Below are 21,023 nucleotides of genomic sequence, written 5' to 3'. Positions count from 1 at the left end.
CCCTTAGCGGATAGCTTAAGCCTCTTAACGGATCGTAAACCACAGGTCCATTTCTTTATTTTCCTAGTCAATGATCCGTCGGGTAACGGGATTTCTTTTTGGGGTGCAAAAAATTAACCACACTGTGTTTCACGCGTTTATTTTTAGCGTATATCCATGATAACGAATGTAAATTTGATTGTGATTTGAATGTCATTCATTTAATCGCCAGATGAATTGAATAAAATACATATGTACCATGAACAGATGAACGATTGTATCATTCTTCATCTCGTAGGGATTAATAACCTTAGAGGTGATTTAATGCATGCTTTGATCCCCATAGTGATCGCTCTTTCATTATTGCTATCACATAGTGATTCTGTATTAGCTGATGAGAAGCAACAGCCCTTACAAGATCAAATAATGTCATTTATGTATGGCTTGGAAACGAACGATCCAAAACAAGCAGTTGATTTGTGGATTTTAGGTATCAATAATCGAAGTGGTGCTGTCCAATATGCCATGTTATCGCCGCTATTACAAGAAGAAACTAAAAAACAATTTGAACAATTGAGGTGGACTACGGGACAGTCAAGCCCATGGGTGGATGATCTCCAAGTAGTAAAAACAGCCAAGATTAGTGATACAAAAATTCAATTTACATTAGAATATAACTTACAAAGTTCATATAGAAACTTCGGGAAGTACAAAAAAGTAATAACTGTAGAACGAAGTACAGAAGAAGAAATGAACTGGTTTATTACTGAAATTGAAAGTCAATACAATCAATGGGAAGCTTTTACCCCAGCCGAGACAACAATAAAATGATTTTTCTAGAAAAATCCATTTGTAGCTGATCAAATGGTGCTACTATAAAACGCTGTTGAAAACTCGTCAACAGCGTTTTTAATGTGACATCACTTGCGTGCACCTCAAAATGGAACTCTTTACACATGCGGAAGAACTCTGAATGTACTGCAGGCTGACTGATCAGTTATTTTTCAGGCCTTAAGAAATGCCACAACAACAAGTGCCCAGCTGATTAAAAACGCGATGCCACCGAACGGCGTAATAATCCCCAGAAGGTTGATTCTACTGATACTCAGCGCATAGAGGCTTCCGGAAAAAAGGACGATACCGGCGATCATCAGCAGACCCGCCCATTGAAGGAGTCCGGCTGAGCCCCGGAATGCGGTCAAAGCAAGAATGCCAATGAGAATCAGCCCAAGACTGTGGACCATCTGATACTGAACGCCGGTCTCGAAAATAGATAGGTAATGGGCACCCAACCGTTCTTTTAGTACATGTGCACCAAACGCGCCAAACGCCACCGATAAAAAGGCAAGAATTGCGCCAATAGTCATTATAAGTTTCACGTGATCAGCCCCTCCAGGGATCAACTCAAGTCAGATCCCTTTTTCTCCGTTTATTTTAACATTTTTATGATTCGAAACCAGTTTGGGCGCATTGCTCTCGAATAAATTTTCTAGGAAAGTCCATGAGTACCGCTTTTGCCCACTTTCGAGCAGTGGTATAATTTGTGAAAATTAATCGAGTTATGCCGCTTTTTCTAAACCACCCTGCACTAAAGTACAGGGATTTCTTTTGCGACTAAAAGTCGCAGTTCCGGCTAAAGCCGGTTAAAAATATCATGCTTAAGCATGCTCAAGGTTTCGAGTGAAACTCAATCTTTTACTATCTTGAAAGTTTCATCATCTCTACCATTGTCTTGATTTTCGATATATTGCTTAATCGTCTCTTCTGTTACTGTCCCAACGGTTCGACAGAAATATCCGGATGCCCATAAATGTTGCCCCCAGTACCTCTGTCTCAATTCCTTAAATTCTTCTTGTAACATTTTTGAAGAACGCCCTTTAAGATATTGAAGCAGTTTGCTCGGTGCAATATTAGGCGGACAAGACACCAATAGATGCACGTGTTCTTTCCCTATACTTCCTCGAACAATTTTAATGTTTCTTGCTTCGCACCCCTGCCGTATAAGTTCTCTTAACCGCTCTGCTACTTTCCCATGCAGAATTTTATAGCGATATTTAGTTGTCCACACAATGTGATACTGTATATCATAAACTGTGTGGCTTCCATAGTGGATATAACCCATTTTTCTCACCTGGATTTATTATAGCAGACCTTTCAGAGGCCACTGAAGTGCCATCGAGTCCTGAAAGGATCTACTGGCTGAAAGCCAGTGGGTTTGGACCAAGAGTTCGTTGACTAAAATGAATGTTTTAAGGAGATCGACTGATCTCCTTAAAAAACTCAGAGGTGTTTTGTAATGTCCCCTTTTCTTCAGATTGCCGGACTGATCGGTCTGGTCATTCTGACTATTCTTGTCGTTGGAACGATTTTTTATTTTTATTACCGGCATGTTCTGCAGAGCAAGCAGAAAAAAATCAGCGAACTCAAAAATAATGTGAACCAGGATCAGAATATTATCGCGGTGCTAAAAGAACGGCGTAAATTCAGAAGAGTGCCGCTAAATCATGAAAAATGCACCATTAAAGTGATCGATTTTAAAGAGGAAAATCTTCAGGCACTGAATAACAAGACGCTCGATGGCGAGGTCATGGATATCAGCGTCGGTGGTTTGAAGTTTACCTGTGATATTGACTTCCCGATCAGGAACCGCGTCCATGTTGAAGTGATTTTCGAGTCGCACAATTTCTCGTTCGACCTAAGCGGCAACGTCCTCCGTAAAGAAGAGAAGAGCGGCGATACACATGTCCATTATGGTGTCCAGTTCAAAGATTTGAGTGCCGCCGATGAGACTCAGATTCAATCCTTGATCAATGCGATTGACTTGGAAGAGAGAAGAACCGCGTTCAATAAATCACTGACCTGAAAAACCGCCGGGCATAAGCTCCGGCGGTTTATTCTTTGCCAATGATCAGTCCTGCTGATATTTTTTGTAAATCGCCTGTGTGCCGCTGTTTTCTTCCCCGGCATCCGCAAGTTCCTCGTATATTTTCTTGGACAATGCGAGGCCGGGAGTTTCCAGGCCCATGGTTTTGGCCGACTCAAGTGCAATCCGTTCATCCTTGATCAGATGCTTGATATAGAACCCCGGCTCGAAGTCCCCTTTAAGCATGCGCCGGCCGAGATTGGAGAGCGACCAGCTGCCGGCCGCGCCGGTTTCGATGCTCTCCATTACCTTGTCGGTGTCAAGGCCCGCGTGTTTCGCATAAGCCAGTGCTTCAGCAACACCGATCATATTGGAAGCGATCGCGATCTGATTCGCCATTTTTGTGTGCTGGCCGGATCCTGCCTTACCCTGATAGACAATTTTCTGACCCATTGCCTGAAAAACCGGCGCAAGCGCTTCGGCGTCCTCTTTTTTCCCGCCGATCATGATTGACAGTGTGCCGTTCTCAGCGCCAGTGTCACCGCCTGACACCGGCGCATCGAGTGCGTGAAGCCCCTTCTCTTCCGCGGCAGCGCTGATTTTTTCCGCGAGCTGAGGTGAGGATGTGGTCATATCAACCAGATAAGCGTCTTTTGGCGCATGGTCCAGAATCCCATTGTCAAAATAAACAGATTCAACATCTTTCGGGTAGCCGACCATCGTAATGATAACGTGCGCGCCTTCAGCGGCCGCCGCCGGTGTTTCCTTCCATGCGGCGCCTTCAGCCACCAATTCATCCGCCTTGCTTTTCGTCCGGTTATAGACCTGAAGCTTATAGCCCGCCTTCATCAGATTGCGGATCATGCCCCGCCCCATAACACCCGTTCCGATAAAACCGATTACTTTTTCTGCCATGACTATCACTCGCCTTCCAGCCTGTTCGGTTTTCTTTCCACTACAAACATAGCACGAAAAGCGGAGGAATTCACGCGATACGCGGCTGGTCAGACTTTGCGGATCTGTAGGTAATGGGTAAACACCCAGGGGTACTGGGGCATCGCGAAGTTCAGCTGCCATGTTCCGATACCGCCGAGCCTCTCGTTGTAAACAATCCGCGTTTTGGCGAACAGGCTGCGCGTATCCTCAAACCAAACCACATGGTTCCGACCGCTGTCATCCGTATAGTAAAAATACGCCGCCTGATCCGCTTCCGAAAAATAAATCGGCACCTGTTCACTCATTGCCAGATTCACCGCCGCCTGATTGGTGATCGCCCGCCCGGGAGTCTGGCTCGAGTACGGGATAACCCAGTCATAGCCGTAAAAAGGTGTGCCCATAATTATTTTATTTCGATCCATCAGGCCCGCAGCATAACGAACCGTCGCCATGACATCGGCAATCGGAGCGGTCGCGCCCGGCTCACTGCCCGCGTGATGCCAGTCGTAAGCCATGATAAAAAATTGATCGACCACGTCACCTATAGCAGCATAATCATAGCCGCGTACCCACGGCACGGTGTCGTTCGTTTTCGCTGGCACAGCGATACTGAGATTCAGTCCGGCCGGTTCAGCCCGATCCTTCAGAGCTTGCAGGAAAGAAACAAAGGCATCGCGGTCGGATGCCAGCACGCCCTCAAAATCAATGTTGACGCCACCGTAGCCCCGGGAAGTTGCCCGGCTGATGATGTTGTCGATCAGAACCGCCTGGACATCCGGCGTATTCAGCACGCGCTGCACCAGAGCGGAGTTGAATCCGGACTCGGTTAGATTGGTCACGGTCAATACCGGTGTCACGCGACCCCTCCAGGCGGCCAGAACGCCCGCATTGTCGTCCATCGGGCTCAGGTCGCCGTTCCAGTTAAAATGTGTTTCAAATAAAGCAATATAGGATAAGTAAGGCGCATTGTCCGAGATAGCCGCCTGATCAACCGCCGGCGTTCTCAGCTGCGTATAGCTGAAATGCGTCGCAATCCGTCGTTCGATCGACGGCAGATTCAGCCGCATGCCCGGCTGCAGGCTTTCCGGTTTGATCCCCGGATTCGCCTGCATCAACGCGTTCAGCGGCACATGTGCCGCCCGCGAAATGGTCCAGAAACTGTCTCCGGCCTGCACGGTATAGATGCTGCCTGGCACAAGCAGCGCCTGCCCGACGACTATATTCGTCGCCGCCAGTCCGTTCACCGATCTCAATGTATCAACAGGGACGTCGAATTTTCGGCTGACGCCAAACAAAGAATCCCCCGATTTTACAACATAAACAAACATAGTCCCACCCCCTCCGCCTCTTCTTCAGGGCGCACGCTTTTCGCCTGTCAAAATAGGCCTCTCACGCCATCCTATTCCCCTTATGGGCAATGGGTGCCAGAGCATCGGCTATCCTTTGAAATTTCATGAAAATCGTGGATAAATTTTGAAAGCTGCGCCGAATTTCAGGAGTTCAACCGAATGGAGTAAAAGTTCAACCGAAATCAATGAAAGTTCTTCCTAATTCATGATAAGACCTAAGACCCGGTCGCGCTTTTGCCAGCCGGGCATAAAATGATTAAAATCAATTTATATGCGCAAGGCCGGACGGTGTTTTTTTGAGTTATCATTGTCCGGCGCTGAAAAATTGGGGGCTGCATGATGACTGACTTCAATCCTTCCAGGCTGCTTCAATCGATGCCTGGAAATTATTTTGCCGATGTGGATCGGCGGATCGATAAAATTGTGAAGAGCGGCATTGACCTGATCCATCTGGAAAAAGGGAGCCCGGACCAGCCGACACCGGGCCCGATTGTCCGCGCGCTCGACCACGCGTCACGGCTGCCGGAAAATCAGGGGTATCCTCCGTACGGCGGAAAGCAGAATTTAAAAGATGCCATTGCCGAATTTTATCGGCGTGAGTACGGTGTGATTCTCGATCCGGAAACAGAGATCACCGTTTTTGCAGGCGCCACTGTAGCGATCGCCGCCCTTCCGCAGGCGCTGCTCAATCCCGGTGATGTGATGATTACAACCGATCCCGGTTATCCAATGTATTTTATCTGTCCGTCACTTGCTTACGCCAAAGTTTACGGTATGCCGGTGCGTGCTGAAGACGATTTTCTGCCTGATTACCGGACGATTCCCCCTGAAGTTCTTAACCGTTCAAAGCTGCTGATGCTGAATTATCCGAATAACCCGACCGGGGCAGTTGCCACAGAAAAGTTTTTTGCGGATACTGTTGATTTCGCGCGTGCCCATCAGCTACCTGTGGTGCATGATTTCGCCTACGCGGCTTTCGGGTTCGACGGCGAGCGCCCGCGGAGTTTTCTCCAGACACCGGGTGCCAAGGAACAGGGCATCGAGGTCTCTACTTTTTCCAAAACATACAATATGGCCGGTTGGCGGCTGGGTTTTGCCGCCGGAAATGCGTCCCTTATTCAAACACTCAGCAAGTTTCACGACATTGCCCACAGCGATGTTTTCGGAGCGGTTCAGGACGCGGGTGCTGCCGCCCTGATCGGGTCGCAGGAATCCGTGCGAAATCTGTGCGCGCTTTATGAAAGAAGAAGGGACGTCCTGGTCGGAAGCCTGCGCGCGATCGGCTGGGATGTAGCCTCTCCAAAAGGATCGTTCTTCGGCTGGTTCAAAGTGCCGAAGGGCTATACTTCCGAGACTTTCGTTAACGCGCTCCTTGAACGGGCGCATGTCGCCATGGCGCCGGGTGTCGGATTCGGCCGGAACGGAAACGAATACGTGCGCGCCGGACTGCTTGAACCTGAAAATCGTCTTCGCGAGGCATCGGAGCGAATCAAATTATCCGGTGTGCTTCAGACGTTGCATGTGTAAAAAATAGCGTGGTATGAAAAAAGGAAAAGTATTCTTTTTTCGTATGACGGTGAATATGTTTGGCTTAGGAGAGGACATCACATGTCCTCGATTTTTATATAGATTTCTTCCGTACTAATAAAACGAGTTCGTTGGGCAGTCCATCATGATCATTGGAAGCTTTTTCACTTTATAATTGGCGAGAGGTGGATGATTAATGAGCTGGTACATTGACGCGCTTAAGAAGTACGTGGTTTTTGAAGGGAGATCCAGGCGTAAGGCCTACTGGATGTTCGCACTATTCAATTTTATTTTTTATGCAATCGCTGCACTTATTGATGCCCTGATCCATACGAGAATTCTGAGCTTTCTTTACGATCTGGCTGTTTTATTGCCGGGCCTTGCCATACTGGCCCGAAGGCTGCATGATACAAACCGCAGCGCCTGGTGGATCCTCATCGGCCTCATTCCTGTGATCGGCGCCATTATTCTTCTTATCTATACTCTTCTGCCTAGCCAGGACGGGGAAAACAAGTATGGCCCGAAGCCGGATTTATCTTAAAACACTTTTAATTTAATCGAGCAAAAAGGTCCCTCTCATGTGCATATGAGAGGGACCTTTTCGTTACAGAATTTTATAACCGATCAGCAAAATCAGAATCAAGTCAATCGCCGCGAAAACAAGGATCAGCGACACTGATTTTTGTTTCTGCCGCCTGCCGAGCGCCATTTCCATCAGGCCGATCAGTAGGATGGCGAGCACGCCCTTGATATCATAAAGTGCTGGAAAATGATGCAAAGTCAGCATCCAGACTCCGGTGACGATCATCACCAGATAGGCAAGCCGCAGGATCATGCTCCAGATTTTTTGCCGGTAAAAGATCAGACTGATGATAAACAGCAAAATCATGATTCCCCAGACGCTGCTGTGAATTTGAAAAAGTATGTGTCCCATACAGGTTCCTCCTGTCTCTGCTCCAAAGTGCCGGGCATTCCTTCATGTCCAGGCTCCGTCCTTTCATTGTACCATGAAACCCTATTTATCCGAGTCAAACGGGCTCAGCTTTTTACTCTGAAAAGCCGAGCCTCATCAAGCATTTTTACAAATTCATCGGCGAAAAGGTCAGCATCGCCCGGCCAGCGCGCCGTCAGCAGTTTACCGTCTCGCACAAAAAAAGGTTTCGTCGGAAGCGGCCCGGTCTGGTAATTGGCTCTGTCTCGCATAGTGCCTGACACTTCGTCCTGAACGTATTCAGGATAGGTGCGATAATAACTGCCGCGCGCCCATGCGGTGAGGTAATAAGCGGTGCGCTCCAGCAACTTCGTCAGGCTGGTCATCGTCTTATTGTAGATAATCGAGCGCCCGGTTTCCGGATCAATCGTGCGGGCCAGAACAATCGTGCCGTGGCAGATTGCCGCAATCGGTTTTTTGGAATTCCAGAATTCAAGTACCGTTTTCTGAAGCGCCGTGCTCTCCAAATAGGTTTTCATTCCCGGGGCGTGGCCGCCCGGAAGCAGCAGGCCATCGTAGTCAGCAGCAGAAACGGTCTCATAAACGATTGGATTCAGAAAAGAGGAATCTTTCCCCAGCTGCGAATGATAGCTTTCCACAATCTCTTTCTTCGCGCCCAACCGGCCAAACAGGACACCCTTGAGCAGGAGCGGATCCGTATAGCCGCGTTTCCCGTCTGGCGTGGCAAAAATCGGTTGATATCCCGCCGCACGCAGGCGGAGCCATGGTGTCACCACTTCAGTCGGATCGAAGTCACGTGAAGGAATCGGAATGAGTACCTTTTTTCCCATTGAATGTTCGCCTCTTAAGAGTCAGAGTGAGATTGCGAAAATCTGATAGTCGATCACATTCGGCCATTACCCTTGTAAGCTAAAATTATAGCATAAGGCTCAAAAGAGGTGCATTCTAAAGATTCAGTTTCTTTTCAAGAACTTCAGACAGGATTTCAGTGCATTTTTACATTCTTCCGGCGACTCTTCGGGCGCCCGCTTTCTGCGGAAGATCCGCGTGCCGATCCTGTAGGAGTCTCGGCGCTGCTCTTCTTCTTTGGCAGGTAGTCTGGGCCCAGTTTTCTGTGTTCTTCCTTTACTTTAAACATCGAAAGATAATCCTTAAAATAAGGTGAACGAGTGCCATGATGGCTTTTCTCGTTCTTCGTCGCTTAACCAGTCGATAATAATATGCAGATCGCCGCGTTTTTTTGCTTCAAGAGGCCGCCCAACTTACTTGGCAAAGGGTGGATTTCAATGACTTATTGCCTCGTATTGATCGGGCCGATTTTTTTACCTACACTTTCATTGTTTCCAGGGCTGAGTCCACCCCAGGAAGCAAGATACTTACTCAGTTTGATATCATTAATTGTCATTCGTTGAGTGATCCATAACTGCTTAACAATTATTCTAAGCACATAACTGTCAGCAAAATTATTCGATCTAAATTTGCGCACACAAAAATGGGCCCTCAACGGCTGATAAAAAATCTTATAGACGATCTCATCGATCATATAAAAACCAATGATCCGAAAATTAAACAAATCCATTGATGCAAATCGATATTAACGAACAAACACATCATTCAGAATCAAAATAAATGCTTGACACATTCATTATCCTTGTATCTTTTGCATTGCTGTTCAGAAAATGATAAATTTATAAGTGCTTTGAAGCTAGATTTGACAATATATTGCGTGGTTTACGACCATGCATCATTGAAAAAAACTATCTCTTTGAAAACTCCTCATACATTTACAGAATTTTTTTAAATTCTTTTGCAAGCCGAACATGACCAATTGGAATAACTCTTTTTGGAGGTGAGTCAAAAAATGAAAAAAATTCTGGTGATAACGATAGGGATCTTGATTGTGGTTGGAGGATTGTTTATTTTCCTTGATCATAATGATAATCCAAGTGAAGGATCTAGCAGCAGACAAACGGAGACCCATTCCTCTACAAAAACATCTCATGTAGCATCTTCGTCAAGTAGTAGTAGTACAGCAACGGAGGATTCGAACCAATCAGTAACGAACAGCACAACAAGCAGCGCATCGGAATCAGCAAATTCCGCCACTGCATCGTCGAGTCCGATTATGACTCAGTCAGGTGAGTCATCGATAAGTCATTCAGCGGCGTCCGAAAGTTCGAATGCGACAAGTCAAAAAACAAGTGCGAGTCAAGCTGCCAATAAACCAACAGGGGCCTGGGTTACGAAATTTGAAGAAAACTTATACAAAGGTTATCACGCAACACCCAGTCGTTATAAATATATCGGTAATGGTCTTTGGGAAGTCTGGGTAAAAGAATACGATACGGGTCAAAATCCTTACGTAACTGTTAATCAATATACCGGTAATTTTCACGGATAATGGCTTGCTACATAAACGTTTTAAAAAATTAATGATTACCATACTTAAAGCTTTCACCCCTTGGGTGAAAGCTTTAGATTAGTCTGAAAGCTATTTTGATCTTTTTTTATCTTTGGACTACTGTTTAATGCTTTGATTTTTTTGGTGTCAGACAACCAATACCTGACCAGCATATATTTTATCAGGGTTAGCAACATTATTCCATGATTGGAGTTTGGAAACAGTGACACCAAATTTTTCTGCAATGCCGCTCAGTGTATCTCCCGATTTAACTGTGTAGGTCTGCGAACCTCCACCACCGGATCCTGAAGTATAAATGGAAAGGACCTCCCCAGCATAGATCTTGTTGGCATCGGTGATTCCGTTCCATGACTGAAGCTGTGAGACAGATACGCCAAACTTTACAGCAATCCCGCTAAGCGTGTCGCCAGATCGGATAGTATAAGAAACTTTACTACCGCCGCCACCGCCGCCAGAACTATACATCTTTAAAGTTTCCCCAGCATAAATTTTATTGGGGTCAGAAATGTTATTCCATTGTTGTATGTTGCTCACACTTACCCCAAACCGCACTGCAATGGCACTTAAGGTATCTCCTGATTTTACAGTGTATACCATTGTGCCCGTTCCCCCACCGTTTTTGTACACAATAATTTGTTGACCCGCGTATATTTTGTTTGGATCAGAAATGTTGTTCCATGATTGTAATTGTAAAACCGTGACATTAAATTCTTGTGCAATGCCACTCAACGTATCCCCGGATTTAATAACATAAATATTTGATGTCTCCGAATTATCACTTTCGCCTGGTTTAAGCTTTAATACTTGTCCAACATAGATTTTATTTGGATCAGAAATACTATTCCATGACTGCAACTGTGAAACTGTGACGCCAAACTTTAGTGCAATACCACTCAGCGTATCCCCAGATTTAACAGTATAAGTGTTAGTATCCGTAGGCTGGCTTGGCGTGGGGTCTGTTGGCGCTGAAGGCTTTCCGCCTTCAGCCAGTTGATCATACCAATACTGTGCCTGATCTCCTCGCTGGGGCTGATCGGGATTGCTTCTGTTTTTATATAATACTCATTATTTATTCGTTCAACAATTACTTTTCTCCCTTGTTGCCATTTATCGTTTTTTAGAAATATGGTCACAAGGCTCATCGAATTTGAGTTAATATCTTGGACAATTTCGTCTTTTGAAAAGAGTATTTTCTCTATACTTACTTTGTTTCCTTCATCCTTTGATGCTCGTACCTCCTCTATGTGATGGATTTGGATCCTTGGCATAATGTACTTCTCTAATTAAGTAATCTGCCCATTTGTCCACGATTTTGCTTCCCTCTTTTATTCTATTATGCTCTAAAAATGTTCTAATACTAAGAGTTCTGTCACGGTCAGGCACTAAAAAAACATCCAAAAGCAGCCCAGACGGAACTAGCGGATCTTTTAAAAGTAAAGTGCGAAAAAAATCGAGGCATTCAGCCTCGATTTTTTGGTCTAAGTTTATTTTGTCGGATCTTGGTACCGAGAAATATCACACTTCTCAAGCGGGATCAGCTTCGCTTTCATCTTCCACTTGGCGATCAGCCAGATGGCGAGGAAAATCGGAATGCCGATATAAGCAGCAATGATCCCTCCCCAGTCGATTTGTCCGCCTGAAAAGGCGCCAAAGCTCTGTCCAATGACCACGATCATGCAGACGGCAAAAGCGAAAAGCGGGCCGAACGGAAACCACTTCGCCCGGTACGGCAGGTCTTCCAAACGTCCTCCCTGGGCGACATAAGCGCGACGGAAACGCCAGTGGCTGACCGCAATACCCAGCCAAGCGATAAATCCGCACATGCCTGACGCACTCAGCAGCCAGTTATAGACCAGACCGTCGCCAAAACCCGATGCCAGAAAGGCGAGCAGGCCGAACGCCGCCGTTACGATCAATGACCAGATCGGAATCCCATGTCCGGTCACATAGCCAAGGAATTTCGGCGCTTTCCCCTTCTTCGCCAAGGCGTACAGAATTCGGGTTGACGCGTAGAGCCCCGAATTTCCCGCTGACAGAACGGCCGTCAGAATCACCGCGTTCATCACCGACGCCGCGACCGCAAGCCCCGCTTTCTGAAAAACAAGCGTGAACGGGCTAACCATAATGGTATCCGTCACTGATAAATTGTGGTTCGTATAAGGAATGATCATCGCAATGATGAATATTGCAAGAATGTAGAACAACAGGATTCGCCAGAAAATTGTGTGCATCGCTTTCGGCACATTTTTCTCCGGATTTTCACTTTCACCGGCGCTGACACCGAGAAGTTCCGTTCCCTGGAATGAATAACCCGCGGCAAGGAATACGCCGAATGCGGCAAGAAAACCGCCGTGGAACGGCGCATCACCCAAAGTAAAATTGGCCAAACCGGGCACGCCTCCGCCCATGATCCGGAAAATCATCAGCAGTCCGACGATAATAAAAATAATCACCGTCGCCACTTTGATAAAGGCAAACCAGTATTCCGACTCACCATAGCCTTTGACGGTCAGTGCGTTCAGCAGAAAAATAATAATCAGAAACAGGCCGCTCCACAGAAACGATGGCGTGCTCGGAAACCAGAACTTCATGATCAGTGTGGCGGCCGACAGTTCGCTGGCGATCGTGACCGCCCAGTTGTACCAGTAATTCCAGCCAAGTGCGAAGCCAAAAGACGGATCGACAAAACGCGTCGCGTAGGTGCTGAACGAACCGCTTGTCGGCATATAGGCCGCCAGTTCCCCAAGGCTTGTCATCAGGAAGAAAACCATCACTCCTGTGAGGCCATAGGCAAGGAGAGCACCGCCCGGTCCAGCCGAATAAATCGCGTTGCCGCTGGCCAGAAACAAACCTGTTCCGATCGCCCCGCCAAGAGCGATCATCGTCAGGTGACGGGATTTCAGACCCCTTTTTAATTTGTGCGACCTTTCTGTTGCTTTTTGTTGCATTTTTCTCTCCCTCTCTTTTTTTCGGGAGACATGCGAGGTGAAGACAGACCCAAATGAAAAGTCCGCCGAACGCTCTATTGAGCCATCCGGCGGACAGAAATTTTTTATCAGACAGTCATCAGAATCAACTGAATCACTAAGCCTACCGTTCTCCACCCATGTCATCCACCGATAGCACATCACATGCTTTCACATGTGACAGTCCCGCCCCTGTTCGGCGACGGTCCCAGCCCGCCCGGCCAGAGAGCCGGACAAACTTCGGCGGCATTTCCTTTTGCGCACAGTCACAGGCTTCCCCAAGCCTCGGGCGCGCTCGTCATAAATGCCGCAACCTCTACCCCCTCTGTCATGTGAGGAGATCCAGATTAAAATACCAACAGGCTCCATTTTACTTGCTACTGAAAAGTTTTTCAACAAATAGCCGAAATCAGCCTTCCTCGGACGTGGCCGCAGCCTCATAAGCGGCAATGGCCTCCATAAAAGCGAGACCGTACTTTTCCAGTTTCTGCTGGCCGACGCCCTTGATCATCAGAAAATCACGATCGGTCGAAGGCAACCTGGCGCTCATCTCACGGAGCGACTGATCGGAGAAGATGATATACGGCGGGACGTATTCTTTCTGGGCCAGTTCCTTGCGCACTTGTTTCAGCCGCTCGAACAGTTCGCTGTGAACCTCGAGTTGCACCGCGTGCACGGCACCTTTTTTAAATACCCGCTCTTCACCTTTCAGCACAGCAACAGCGCGTGTCGCAAGAGCCAATGTAGGATAAGCCCCACCACGCAACTCCAGGTACTGCTCTCCGGTCAGAAAATCGATGAAATCGGCGATCTGTTTCTGGGTCTGATCCTTCATGAGGCCGTAAGTCGGCAATCGGTCGAGTCTGAAACTAAGGATCTTTTGGTCGGATGCCCCGGCAAGTACCTTAGCCACCATTAATTTTCCATATCGTTCACGCATTCTTTTGACGCATGACAACACTTTTTGGGCCGCGACGGTGACGTCAGACTTTTCACGCGTGTCCAGACAATTACCGCAGTGATGGCACGGTTCCGGATCCTCTTCTCCGAAATAGCGGAGAATGTAGCCCTGAAGACAGGATTCGGTGTGGCAATAGCCGATCATCTGATCCAGCTTGTGATACTCTTCTTTTTTCAGTGCCTCATCCATGTCGGACTGGTCGATGAAAAATTTCTGAAGTCGGATATCTTGTGGCGAAAAAAGCAGGATGCAGTCGCTTTTTTCACCGTCACGTCCGGCACGACCTGCCTCCTGATAATACGCCTCAATATTGCGAGGCAGGCTGTAGTGAATTACAAACCGTACATTGGATTTGTTAATGCCCATGCCGAACGCGTTCGTTGCGACCAGAACTGACACATCATCATATATAAAACGTTCCTGGTTGTCCACCCGCTCTTTTTCCGAAAGACCGGCGTGGTACTTTCCCGCGGAAAATCCGGCTTTGGCCAGTTGGCTGCAGAGCCGGTCCACATCTTTGCGCGTCGCGGCATAAATGATTCCGGGCTGATCCCGGTTTTTTCTCAGATAATCGGTTAGAAAGGCATCCGGATTCTGCCCGCGGATGACCTGAAAAAAGAGATTGTCGCGCGCGAAGCCTGTGGCAATGACCTGATTCTGCGGAATCTGCAGCAGGCGGCAGATATCGGCCGTGACCCGCGGGGTTGCCGTCGCGGTCAGTGCGGCAACCACCGGCCTTTTAGGAAAATGCGCCAGCATTGCTTCTATTTTTCGGTAGCTCGGGCGGAAATCGTGCCCCCACTGGGAGATACAGTGCGCCTCGTCCACAGCGACCAAAGAAACGTCCATCCGCTGCAGCGCCTGCAGAAAATCAGGCAGCTCCAAGCGTTCCGGCGCGATGTAAACCAGTTTGTATTTTCCGGAGGCCGCGGCGGCGAGCCGGTTCCTCCCCTCATTGAACGAAAGCGAACTATTAATAAACGTGGCCGCGATGCCGACATCCGCCAGCGCGTCGACCTGATCTTTCATCAGCGAAATCAGCGGGGAAATTACGAGTGTCGTCCCAGGGAGAAGCAGAGCCGGGATCTGATAGCAGATAGACTTGCCTCCGCCCGTCGGCATAATTCCGACCGTATCTCGACCCGCCAGCAGATTCGAAATAATTTCGTCCTGCCCCTTCCGAAAACCGTCATAACCAAAATATTGCTTCAGCACTTTAAGTGCCTCATCCTGCATGATCCGAACCACCTTTACCCGATTGCGAGAGTGCTAGTTTTATTCTAACACATTACTTTTTTCCGAATAGAGGCAGTGTAAAGTCGGAGAAATCTCATTTTGTCTGTCGAATATCAGCCGGCAGCAAAAATTCAATCGCCGCCTGTTCCCTGACATCCGCCTTCAATACGTTTTTCATCATCCGCAGTGCGAAGTCGTTGTCTTCTTTTACGTTCGAAGCGCAGCAATCCGCGGGAACAAACAGTTTATAATCGCGCATGTAGGCGTCATTCGCAGTGAACAAGACGCAGATATTGCCGGCCACGCCGGTAAGGATCAGTGTCCGGATGCCAAGCTCAGTCAGCAGCGCCTGAAGCGGGGTCGCAAAAAAGCCGGAGTGCTTGGGCTTGATGACAAAATAATCACCGTTTCCGGGCAAAATCGGCCGGATGATCCCTCCGGCCGGGCCGTCAAGTGCCCGCTGCACGATGTACTCTTTCTCGGACTGCCACCGGCCTTCATTATCATTGACATAAATAACAGCAAGACCGGCTTCTTTCACCCTGAGGCGTAACTCGGCCAGAGGCTGGGCAATTTTTTTCATCCCCTCTAATAAAAGCGGTCCTTTGCCGAAGCTGAGCGGGTTCATCATGTCAATGATCAGCAGCGCGACGCGGCCTACAGGTTTTTCCGACTGTTTCAAAGTGTGCAGCCTCCTCCCAATTTTTCCACATTATGCCCTTCAGGGTGCCGGGTCATTCGGAAGATTGGCGGTTATTCACCCGAACGAACGGCATATTTTTTCATATGCTGAAGTAGATTGGCAATGGAAAGGAGGAATCATTATGGATGATCAGGACCCCCGTGAACTGCGCCCGATCAGACGCAATCCGATGCAGGATCTCGACTCTTTTTTTCAGCAGGATCCATTCCGTGGTATTCTGAAATCAATTGATGACTTTTTTGAAAATCATTCATTGTTTTCAGGAGGATTCCGGACCCGTTTCTATGAGACGAAGGACGAGTGGGTTGTTGAAGCCGAGCTTCCCGGCGCAAAGCGTGAAAATATCCACATCGAACTGCTGGGTGACCGTGTCCGGATCGCGGTTGAAAATGATGTGGAAATTGAAACCGAGCACAAAGAAAAAGGTACCTATTCTCATGAACGGCAATTCGATCATGCCGAACGAATCATCGCGCTTCCTTATACGATCGACCGCTCCAAGACTCATGCAGCTTTTCTGAACGGTGTCCTTAAAATTCACGGTCCGAGATATCCGCAAAACGGAAACACACTGAGCATTGAGTAAAAAGATCGAGAACCTCGATCTTTTTACTTTTTTTTCACTGTGGCAGCCGCCTTCTGATGAACAAGAAAATAAATCGGAACTCGAACCGATTTATCGGAACTCAGCAAAATATATCAGAACTCAGACCATTTTATCGGAACTCAGCACATTTTTTGGGGACAATGAAGAAGCCGGATGTTTTACTCATTTGGTAAAACATCCGGCTTTATGTTATCTATTAATCCTTTCGAATGTATGCCCTACCCATTTCAAAACGCCAGCATCTCGTTCCGCTCAGGCGTCTAAACTTCTGACAAACCGCTCCAGACGATCCAGCCCTTCTTTAAGCACATCCATGGAATACGCGTAGGACAAGCGCAGATAGCCCTCACCATACGAAGAAAAGGCGCTGCCCGGAACCGCGGCGAGCCGCTCCTGATCGAGCAGTTTCAAAGCGAATTCTTCGGATGTCAGTCCGAACTTTTTAATTGATGGAAATACGTAGAACGCGCCGGATGGGCGGACAACGTCAATCCCCATGTTTTCCAGTCGGTCAATCACATAATCGAGACGTTTCTTATACTCTTGACGCATTGGCTCCGCGTCATTTTTTCCGGTGGTCAGCGCTTCGATCGCTGCATACTGGGTGATGCTCGTGATGCAGGAAATGCCGTACTGATGGATTTTGATCAACTGATCCGCGATCGGCCGGTCGGCGAGGACGTACCCCATCCGCCACCCGGTCATCGCATGCGATTTGGATAGGCCGTTAATAACCAGAGTTTTGTCCTTCATGCCTGGGCAGGCGGCGATTGAGACATGTTTCTGCCCGTAAGTCAGTTCACTGTATATCTCGTCAGAAACGGCAAAAACAGACTTGTCTCTTAGCAAGCTGGCGATCGCCTCTACCTCATTCTTCGTCAGCACGCAACCGGTCGGATTGGATGGATAAGGGATCACGACCGCTTTCGTCCGTTCCGTCAGATGCTCCGCAATCTGCGGAGCCGTCATTTTAAAATCGGTATCCCGCGTGTCCACATACACTGGAACACCACCGGCCAGAGTGATCGGCGCGGCATAGCCCGGATAAGCTGGCCCAGGGAGGATGACTTCATCGCCCGGCTCAAGAATTGTCCGGAATGTGAGGTCAATCGCTTCGCTTGCGCCGACTGTTGTAATGATTTCAGTCTCCGGATCATAATGGAGATCATATTTTTCAGCGACATAATCGGCGATCGCCTGCCGCAACTCGAGCAGCCCCGCGTTGGCTGTGTAGGCCGTATGGTTGTGGTCGATCGCCGCCTTGCCGGCATTCTTGACGTGCTGGGGTGTCGGGAAATCCGGCTGCCCAATCGTTAGCGAGACCGCCCCCGGATAATCCTTCACTTTATTGAAAAAGCGGCGGATGCCGCTGATCTGTATCGAACGGACGCTTCCGTTTACTCTGTTTTCCATGCTGTTCATCCTCCCAATCCCTCTGCTTGCTTCCATTATTGGAAAACTTGGCTGCGCACAGGCAGAGCCTAAGTTCTTCTGATACTCGATACCGACAACTTTTTATCTATATACATTCAATTTATATAGGCTATGTTTAAATTCAATGTTGATTTTCCCCCTCCTTTGAGGAGCGGAAGGCAAAACGCCTGAAGCGAAAAACAACAGACAAGTTTAACAAAGCCTTTGTATAAAATAAAAAACCTCTGCGCACACATTTATGCGCACAAAGGCTTTTAGAAACCAGGCTTACTCCGTGACCGGCTTTTTCGAGGATCCCTCTTCCTGAGATTCCAGTGCTGCGTCAACAGGTTCTGAGGCAAGCCCCGCAGCCGATATTTCAGAAGAAGGCTCTGCAGAATTTACAACTGGTTCTTCAACCGATGCCTCGAGTTCTTCCGGTTCGATAGCTGATTCTGAGGCAGGCTCTGCAGAAGATACCTTGCCCGCCTTCACTTCCTGGGTCCAGCCCAGTTTGTCCTCCACCTGGCCGGTTTGAAGACCGGTCAGGGTTTCATAAAGCTTTTGGGACAGTGGTCCAATTTCGCCATTGGCGACTTTGACAACCCGGTCTTCCCACTTCAGGAATCCGACCGGTGAAATAACAGCAGCCGTTCCAGTGCCGAACACTTCTTCGAGCTTTTGTTTCTCCGCTTTTCTGAACAGCTTTTTGACGGAGATTTTCTTTTCCTTGACCGGAACGCCCCATCCCTTCAGCAGTTCGATCACCGAGTCGCGCGTCACACCCGGAAGGATGCTGCCGTTCAGCGCCGGTGTCCAGACTTCTCCGTCCACTTTGAAAAAGATATTCATGCTTCCGACTTCTTCAATATACTTGTGTTCCACGCCGTCCAGCCAAAGCACCTGATCAAAACCGAGTTCCTCTGCTTTTGACTGAGCTTTGAGGCTAGCCGCGTAGTTTCCGCTTGTCTTGGCGAAACCGACACCGCCTCTCACCGCGCGAACAAACTCGTCTTCCACATAGATTTTGACAGGTTTGACCGATTTCCCGAAGTAGGAGCCTACAGGAGACAGAATGATAATCAGCTTGTAAGTGCCTGACGGATGGACACCGAGAAACGGTTCGGTGCCGATGATGAATGGCCGGATATACAAAGACTGGCCCGGTTGTACCGGAATCCATTCTTTTTCAACCGCCACCAGCTTCTTGATCGCTTTAATGACAAACGATTCGTCGATCGCGGGGATATTCAGCCGCGCGCAGGAGCGGTTCATTCTTTTCATGTTTTTGTCCGGGCGGAACAGAAGAATACGCCCATCTTCCGCCTTATAGGCTTTGAGCCCTTCAAACACTTCCTGACCGTAATGAAAAATGGTCGCCGCAGGATCCAGCGTGATCGGGCTGTAAGGGACAATCCGCGCATCGTACCAGCCCCTGTCTGCTGCATAGTCCATTTCAAACATGTAATCTGTAAAAAATTGGCCAAAACCGAGATGATCCGGATCGGGCTTCGCTTTTAACTGATCGGCTTTATGAAATGCGATCGGCTGTCCCATAAAATGAATCCTCCTAGCAGGCTGTCCGGAAGTCTGTCGTACGGCTCCGGACCGTCGCTCATATTTTTTATCCTTCTGTAATTATAACAATCGGTTTCGGAAACTGCTATATCCCCAGAAGACGGCCCTTGAGATTAAAAAGAAAAAAGGACAGCAGACCTCTTTCATCAGCCGCACATTCCTGTTACAATGTTCTGAGTTGACCGCGAAGGGGCGCGCGCACGCTGTACATCGGCGCTTCTTCTTTCTTTTTCTGTGGATCTTTTCGAGAGGAGGCGCTGATCACGCGCCAGTTTACTTTTATTTCCTGTGCACTCTATTTTCTGACAGGATTGACCGCCATTTCTATAGGTTCGGTCATGCCGCAACTGCTGCATTATTACCGTGTTTCCTACACTATCGGCGGTCAGCTGATTTTCATCGGGGCGATGGGCTTCCTCCTGGGCGTATTGATCACGTCATGGCTGAACAGCCATTTCCCGCCCAAGCCGCTGCTGGCTTTCGCCGCATCGGTCATCGCTGTCGCCCAATTCAACATTCTGATGCTCCCGCCGCTTCCAATAGTCATGGCGTTTTATTTTCTGAACAGCGTCGGCTCCGCATCAATTGGCATTGTCGTCGCGACTAAGTTTCTTGAAGTATTTCTCGGCAGACAGGCGGTCGCCATGAGTTATCTTGAGGTATCATTTGGTCTAGGCGCGTTTACGATGCCGATTTTGTCCAGCTTTTTTATCGCATTTAATATCTGGCGCTTTCTTTTTACTATCACGGCCATTCTCGCCGTCGTTCTGGCCTATCTGTCGACGCGGATTTCTTTTTCAAAAAAGGCGGATCAGACTTCCGCGCCTATGGACGCATCCGGAGCAGCCGATCAAAAACCGCTGTCGGCCGGCCGCAAATGGATCGTCCTCGCTCTGTTTGCGCTAGTCATCTTTTTATATGGCGGACTCGAGGGAAGCCTGAACAATTTTATGTCATCAATTTTCATAAACTATCTGAATGTTGTGGCTTACTACGCTTCGATCAGTGTCGGTATTTTCTGGGCCGCCATGGTGATCGGCCGCGCGCTGACAGGCGTAATCATCCGCAAGGTCACATATAGCAGATATCTGTTGATCAATATCTGCGGCGCGATTCTGTCCCTTGTCCTGTTCATCATTCTAAAAAACGCGCTGGTCGGCTACTTCTTTGTCGCCACACTTGGCCTGATGATGTCGGGTATCTATTCGATTACCCTGGTCTATGCCAATTATTCCATACCGAACAGTGCCCACCTCGTGACGCCGATCATCTCCGGCCTTGCCGGACTGGGCATGGCCATATTCCCGGCCTTCACCGGTTTCTCTATCGACCGTGCGGGCATGGCAGCCACGCTCTGGTACATCGTCGGCATTGCGACGTGTTACCTGGTACTTCTACTGGTCATCAATCGCGTCAGAAGCGGAAAACGGCTGAGACCCACTCATCGGATCAAATTCAGGCCTTTCCTCCCCTTACGAAATGTACGTTTTAAACAATAATCCAAAGATGCCCTTGAGGCATCTTTTTTCAG

Annotated in this window: 20 protein-coding genes, 1 pseudogene and 1 riboswitch; of the genes and pseudogenes, 7 read left to right on the top strand and 14 right to left on the bottom strand. The window is 48.3% G+C overall.

The genetic code is table 11. From position 1 onward, the window contains the following. Positions 1–303: 303 nt before the first annotated feature. Positions 304–810, top strand: a complete 507-nt coding sequence (locus E4665_RS10015; protein WP_241654796.1) for a hypothetical protein — start codon at positions 304–306, stop codon at positions 808–810. A gap of 173 nt (positions 811–983) precedes the next feature. Here E4665_RS10015 and E4665_RS10010 read toward each other — a convergent pair whose 3' ends face one another. Both E4665_RS10010 and tnpA read right to left on the bottom strand, forming a co-directional pair. Continuing rightward, positions 984–1,358: a DUF423 domain-containing protein gene (locus E4665_RS10010; RefSeq protein WP_422067254.1), complete on the bottom strand. Its 375-nt coding sequence runs from the start codon at positions 1,356–1,358 to the stop codon at positions 984–986. A 308-nt stretch (positions 1,359–1,666) separates the two neighbouring features. Then, on the bottom strand, positions 1,667–2,101 hold the full coding sequence (tnpA, locus tag E4665_RS10005; protein ID WP_135348656.1) for an IS200/IS605 family transposase: 435 nt from the start codon (positions 2,099–2,101) through the stop codon (positions 1,667–1,669). Positions 2,102–2,275: 174 nt separating this feature from the next. Between tnpA and E4665_RS10000 the strand changes: the two genes are divergently transcribed. Continuing rightward, complete coding sequence (locus E4665_RS10000; RefSeq protein WP_135348655.1) at positions 2,276–2,842, top strand: PilZ domain-containing protein; 567 nt, start codon at positions 2,276–2,278, stop codon at positions 2,840–2,842. 45 nt (positions 2,843–2,887) lie between these two features. On the opposite strand, the gene E4665_RS09995 is transcribed toward E4665_RS10000, so the two are convergent. After that, entirely contained in the window at positions 2,888–3,919 is a 1,032-nt protein-coding gene (locus E4665_RS09995) for an NAD(P)-dependent oxidoreductase (RefSeq protein ID WP_241654795.1), read from the bottom strand. Then, on the bottom strand, positions 3,847–5,106 hold the full coding sequence (locus E4665_RS09990; protein ID WP_135348653.1) for a glycosyl hydrolase family 18 protein: 1,260 nt from the start codon (positions 5,104–5,106) through the stop codon (positions 3,847–3,849). The genes E4665_RS09995 and E4665_RS09990 overlap by 73 nt, the downstream gene beginning before the upstream one ends. 360 nt (positions 5,107–5,466) lie before the next feature. On the opposite strand from E4665_RS09990, the gene E4665_RS09985 reads away from it, so the two are divergent. Then, positions 5,467–6,654, top strand: a complete 1,188-nt coding sequence (locus E4665_RS09985) for an aminotransferase class I/II-fold pyridoxal phosphate-dependent enzyme (RefSeq protein ID WP_135348652.1) — start codon at positions 5,467–5,469, stop codon at positions 6,652–6,654. A gap of 196 nt (positions 6,655–6,850) precedes the next feature. After that, the gene (locus E4665_RS09980) at positions 6,851–7,195 is read left to right on the top strand and encodes a DUF805 domain-containing protein (protein WP_135348651.1); all 345 of its coding nucleotides are present in this window, start codon (positions 6,851–6,853) and stop codon (positions 7,193–7,195) included. A 63-nt stretch (positions 7,196–7,258) separates the two neighbouring features. Here E4665_RS09980 and E4665_RS09975 read toward each other — a convergent pair whose 3' ends face one another. The 3 genes from E4665_RS09975 to E4665_RS18145 form a co-directional block, all read right to left on the bottom strand. Continuing rightward, complete coding sequence (locus E4665_RS09975; protein WP_135348650.1) at positions 7,259–7,588, bottom strand: DUF1516 family protein; 330 nt, start codon at positions 7,586–7,588, stop codon at positions 7,259–7,261. Positions 7,589–7,692: 104 nt separating this feature from the next. Beyond that, on the bottom strand, positions 7,693–8,436 hold the full coding sequence (locus E4665_RS09970; protein ID WP_135348649.1) for a type 1 glutamine amidotransferase domain-containing protein: 744 nt from the start codon (positions 8,434–8,436) through the stop codon (positions 7,693–7,695). Between the two features lie 155 nt (positions 8,437–8,591). Further along, a complete protein-coding gene (locus E4665_RS18145) occupies positions 8,592–8,744 on the bottom strand; it encodes a hypothetical protein (protein WP_167815179.1) in 153 nt (50 codons plus the stop codon). Between the two features lie 723 nt (positions 8,745–9,467). On the opposite strand from E4665_RS18145, the gene E4665_RS09965 reads away from it, so the two are divergent. Continuing rightward, positions 9,468–10,007 (top strand): hypothetical protein, encoded by a 540-nt coding sequence (locus E4665_RS09965; RefSeq protein WP_135348648.1) that lies wholly within the window; start codon positions 9,468–9,470, stop codon positions 10,005–10,007. 147 nt (positions 10,008–10,154) lie between these two features. On the opposite strand, the gene E4665_RS18365 is transcribed toward E4665_RS09965, so the two are convergent. The 5 genes from E4665_RS18365 to E4665_RS09940 form a co-directional block, all read right to left on the bottom strand. Beyond that, entirely contained in the window at positions 10,155–10,883 is a 729-nt protein-coding gene (locus E4665_RS18365) for a LysM peptidoglycan-binding domain-containing protein (protein ID WP_206663577.1), read from the bottom strand. Positions 10,884–10,921: 38 nt separating this feature from the next. Continuing rightward, a complete protein-coding gene (locus tag E4665_RS09955; RefSeq protein WP_135348647.1) occupies positions 10,922–11,296 on the bottom strand; it encodes a hypothetical protein in 375 nt (124 codons plus the stop codon). A 216-nt stretch (positions 11,297–11,512) separates the two neighbouring features. Continuing rightward, positions 11,513–12,976: an amino acid permease gene (locus E4665_RS09950; RefSeq protein WP_135348646.1), complete on the bottom strand. Its 1,464-nt coding sequence runs from the start codon at positions 12,974–12,976 to the stop codon at positions 11,513–11,515. A 164-nt stretch (positions 12,977–13,140) separates the two neighbouring features. Further along, a riboswitch (Lysine riboswitch) is annotated at positions 13,141–13,321 on the bottom strand. An 82-nt stretch (positions 13,322–13,403) separates the two neighbouring features. Next, complete coding sequence (gene recQ / locus E4665_RS09945; RefSeq protein WP_135348645.1) at positions 13,404–15,191, bottom strand: DNA helicase RecQ; 1,788 nt, start codon at positions 15,189–15,191, stop codon at positions 13,404–13,406. A gap of 94 nt (positions 15,192–15,285) precedes the next feature. Beyond that, positions 15,286–15,873, bottom strand: coding sequence for a cysteine hydrolase family protein (locus tag E4665_RS09940; protein ID WP_277752221.1), 588 nt, complete (start codon positions 15,871–15,873; stop codon positions 15,286–15,288). 142 nt (positions 15,874–16,015) lie between these two features. On the opposite strand from E4665_RS09940, the gene E4665_RS09935 reads away from it, so the two are divergent. Further along, positions 16,016–16,480, top strand: coding sequence for an Hsp20/alpha crystallin family protein (locus E4665_RS09935; RefSeq protein ID WP_135348644.1), 465 nt, complete (start codon positions 16,016–16,018; stop codon positions 16,478–16,480). A gap of 273 nt (positions 16,481–16,753) precedes the next feature. On the opposite strand, the gene E4665_RS09930 is transcribed toward E4665_RS09935, so the two are convergent. Next, on the bottom strand, positions 16,754–17,914 hold the full coding sequence (locus E4665_RS09930; protein ID WP_135348643.1) for an aminotransferase A: 1,161 nt from the start codon (positions 17,912–17,914) through the stop codon (positions 16,754–16,756). A gap of 486 nt (positions 17,915–18,400) precedes the next feature. Further along, positions 18,401–19,471, bottom strand: a pseudogene (locus E4665_RS09925) (branched-chain amino acid aminotransferase); the annotation flags it as partial. 359 nt (positions 19,472–19,830) lie between these two features. Here E4665_RS09925 and E4665_RS09920 point away from each other — a divergent pair. Further along, the gene (locus E4665_RS09920; protein WP_135348642.1) at positions 19,831–20,991 is read left to right on the top strand and encodes an MFS transporter; all 1,161 of its coding nucleotides are present in this window, start codon (positions 19,831–19,833) and stop codon (positions 20,989–20,991) included. Positions 20,992–21,023 lie beyond the last annotated feature (32 nt).

The organism is Sporolactobacillus shoreae (genome assembly GCF_004684935.1).
GTDB classification, from domain to species: domain Bacteria; phylum Bacillota; class Bacilli; order Bacillales; family Sporolactobacillaceae; genus Sporolactobacillus; species Sporolactobacillus shoreae.
Note: the sequence above shows the minus strand (reverse complement) of the source record. Positions and strands in the feature narration are given on the sequence as shown.

Coding starts and splice junctions, on each gene's coding strand:
- E4665_RS10015 (WP_241654796.1), top strand. CDS start 304: ATGCATGCTTTGATCCCCATAGTGATCGCTCTTTCATTATTGCTATCA.
- tnpA (WP_135348656.1), bottom strand. CDS start 2,101: ATGGGTTATATCCACTATGGAAGCCACACAGTTTATGATATACAGTAT.
- E4665_RS10000 (WP_135348655.1), top strand. CDS start 2,276: ATGTCCCCTTTTCTTCAGATTGCCGGACTGATCGGTCTGGTCATTCTG.
- E4665_RS09995 (WP_241654795.1), bottom strand. CDS start 3,919: ATGGCAGCTGAACTTCGCGATGCCCCAGTACCCCTGGGTGTTTACCCA.
- E4665_RS09990 (WP_135348653.1), bottom strand. CDS start 5,106: ATGTTTGTTTATGTTGTAAAATCGGGGGATTCTTTGTTTGGCGTCAGC.
- E4665_RS09985 (WP_135348652.1), top strand. CDS start 5,467: ATGACTGACTTCAATCCTTCCAGGCTGCTTCAATCGATGCCTGGAAAT.
- E4665_RS09980 (WP_135348651.1), top strand. CDS start 6,851: ATGAGCTGGTACATTGACGCGCTTAAGAAGTACGTGGTTTTTGAAGGG.
- E4665_RS09975 (WP_135348650.1), bottom strand. CDS start 7,588: ATGGGACACATACTTTTTCAAATTCACAGCAGCGTCTGGGGAATCATG.
- E4665_RS09970 (WP_135348649.1), bottom strand. CDS start 8,436: ATGGGAAAAAAGGTACTCATTCCGATTCCTTCACGTGACTTCGATCCG.
- E4665_RS18145 (WP_167815179.1), bottom strand. CDS start 8,744: ATGTTTAAAGTAAAGGAAGAACACAGAAAACTGGGCCCAGACTACCTG.
- E4665_RS09965 (WP_135348648.1), top strand. CDS start 9,468: ATGAAAAAAATTCTGGTGATAACGATAGGGATCTTGATTGTGGTTGGA.
- E4665_RS09955 (WP_135348647.1), bottom strand. CDS start 11,296: ATGCCAAGGATCCAAATCCATCACATAGAGGAGGTACGAGCATCAAAG.
- E4665_RS09950 (WP_135348646.1), bottom strand. CDS start 12,976: ATGCAACAAAAAGCAACAGAAAGGTCGCACAAATTAAAAAGGGGTCTG.
- recQ (WP_135348645.1), bottom strand. CDS start 15,191: ATGCAGGATGAGGCACTTAAAGTGCTGAAGCAATATTTTGGTTATGAC.
- E4665_RS09935 (WP_135348644.1), top strand. CDS start 16,016: ATGGATGATCAGGACCCCCGTGAACTGCGCCCGATCAGACGCAATCCG.
- E4665_RS09930 (WP_135348643.1), bottom strand. CDS start 17,914: ATGGAAAACAGAGTAAACGGAAGCGTCCGTTCGATACAGATCAGCGGC.
- E4665_RS09920 (WP_135348642.1), top strand. CDS start 19,831: ATGCCGCAACTGCTGCATTATTACCGTGTTTCCTACACTATCGGCGGT.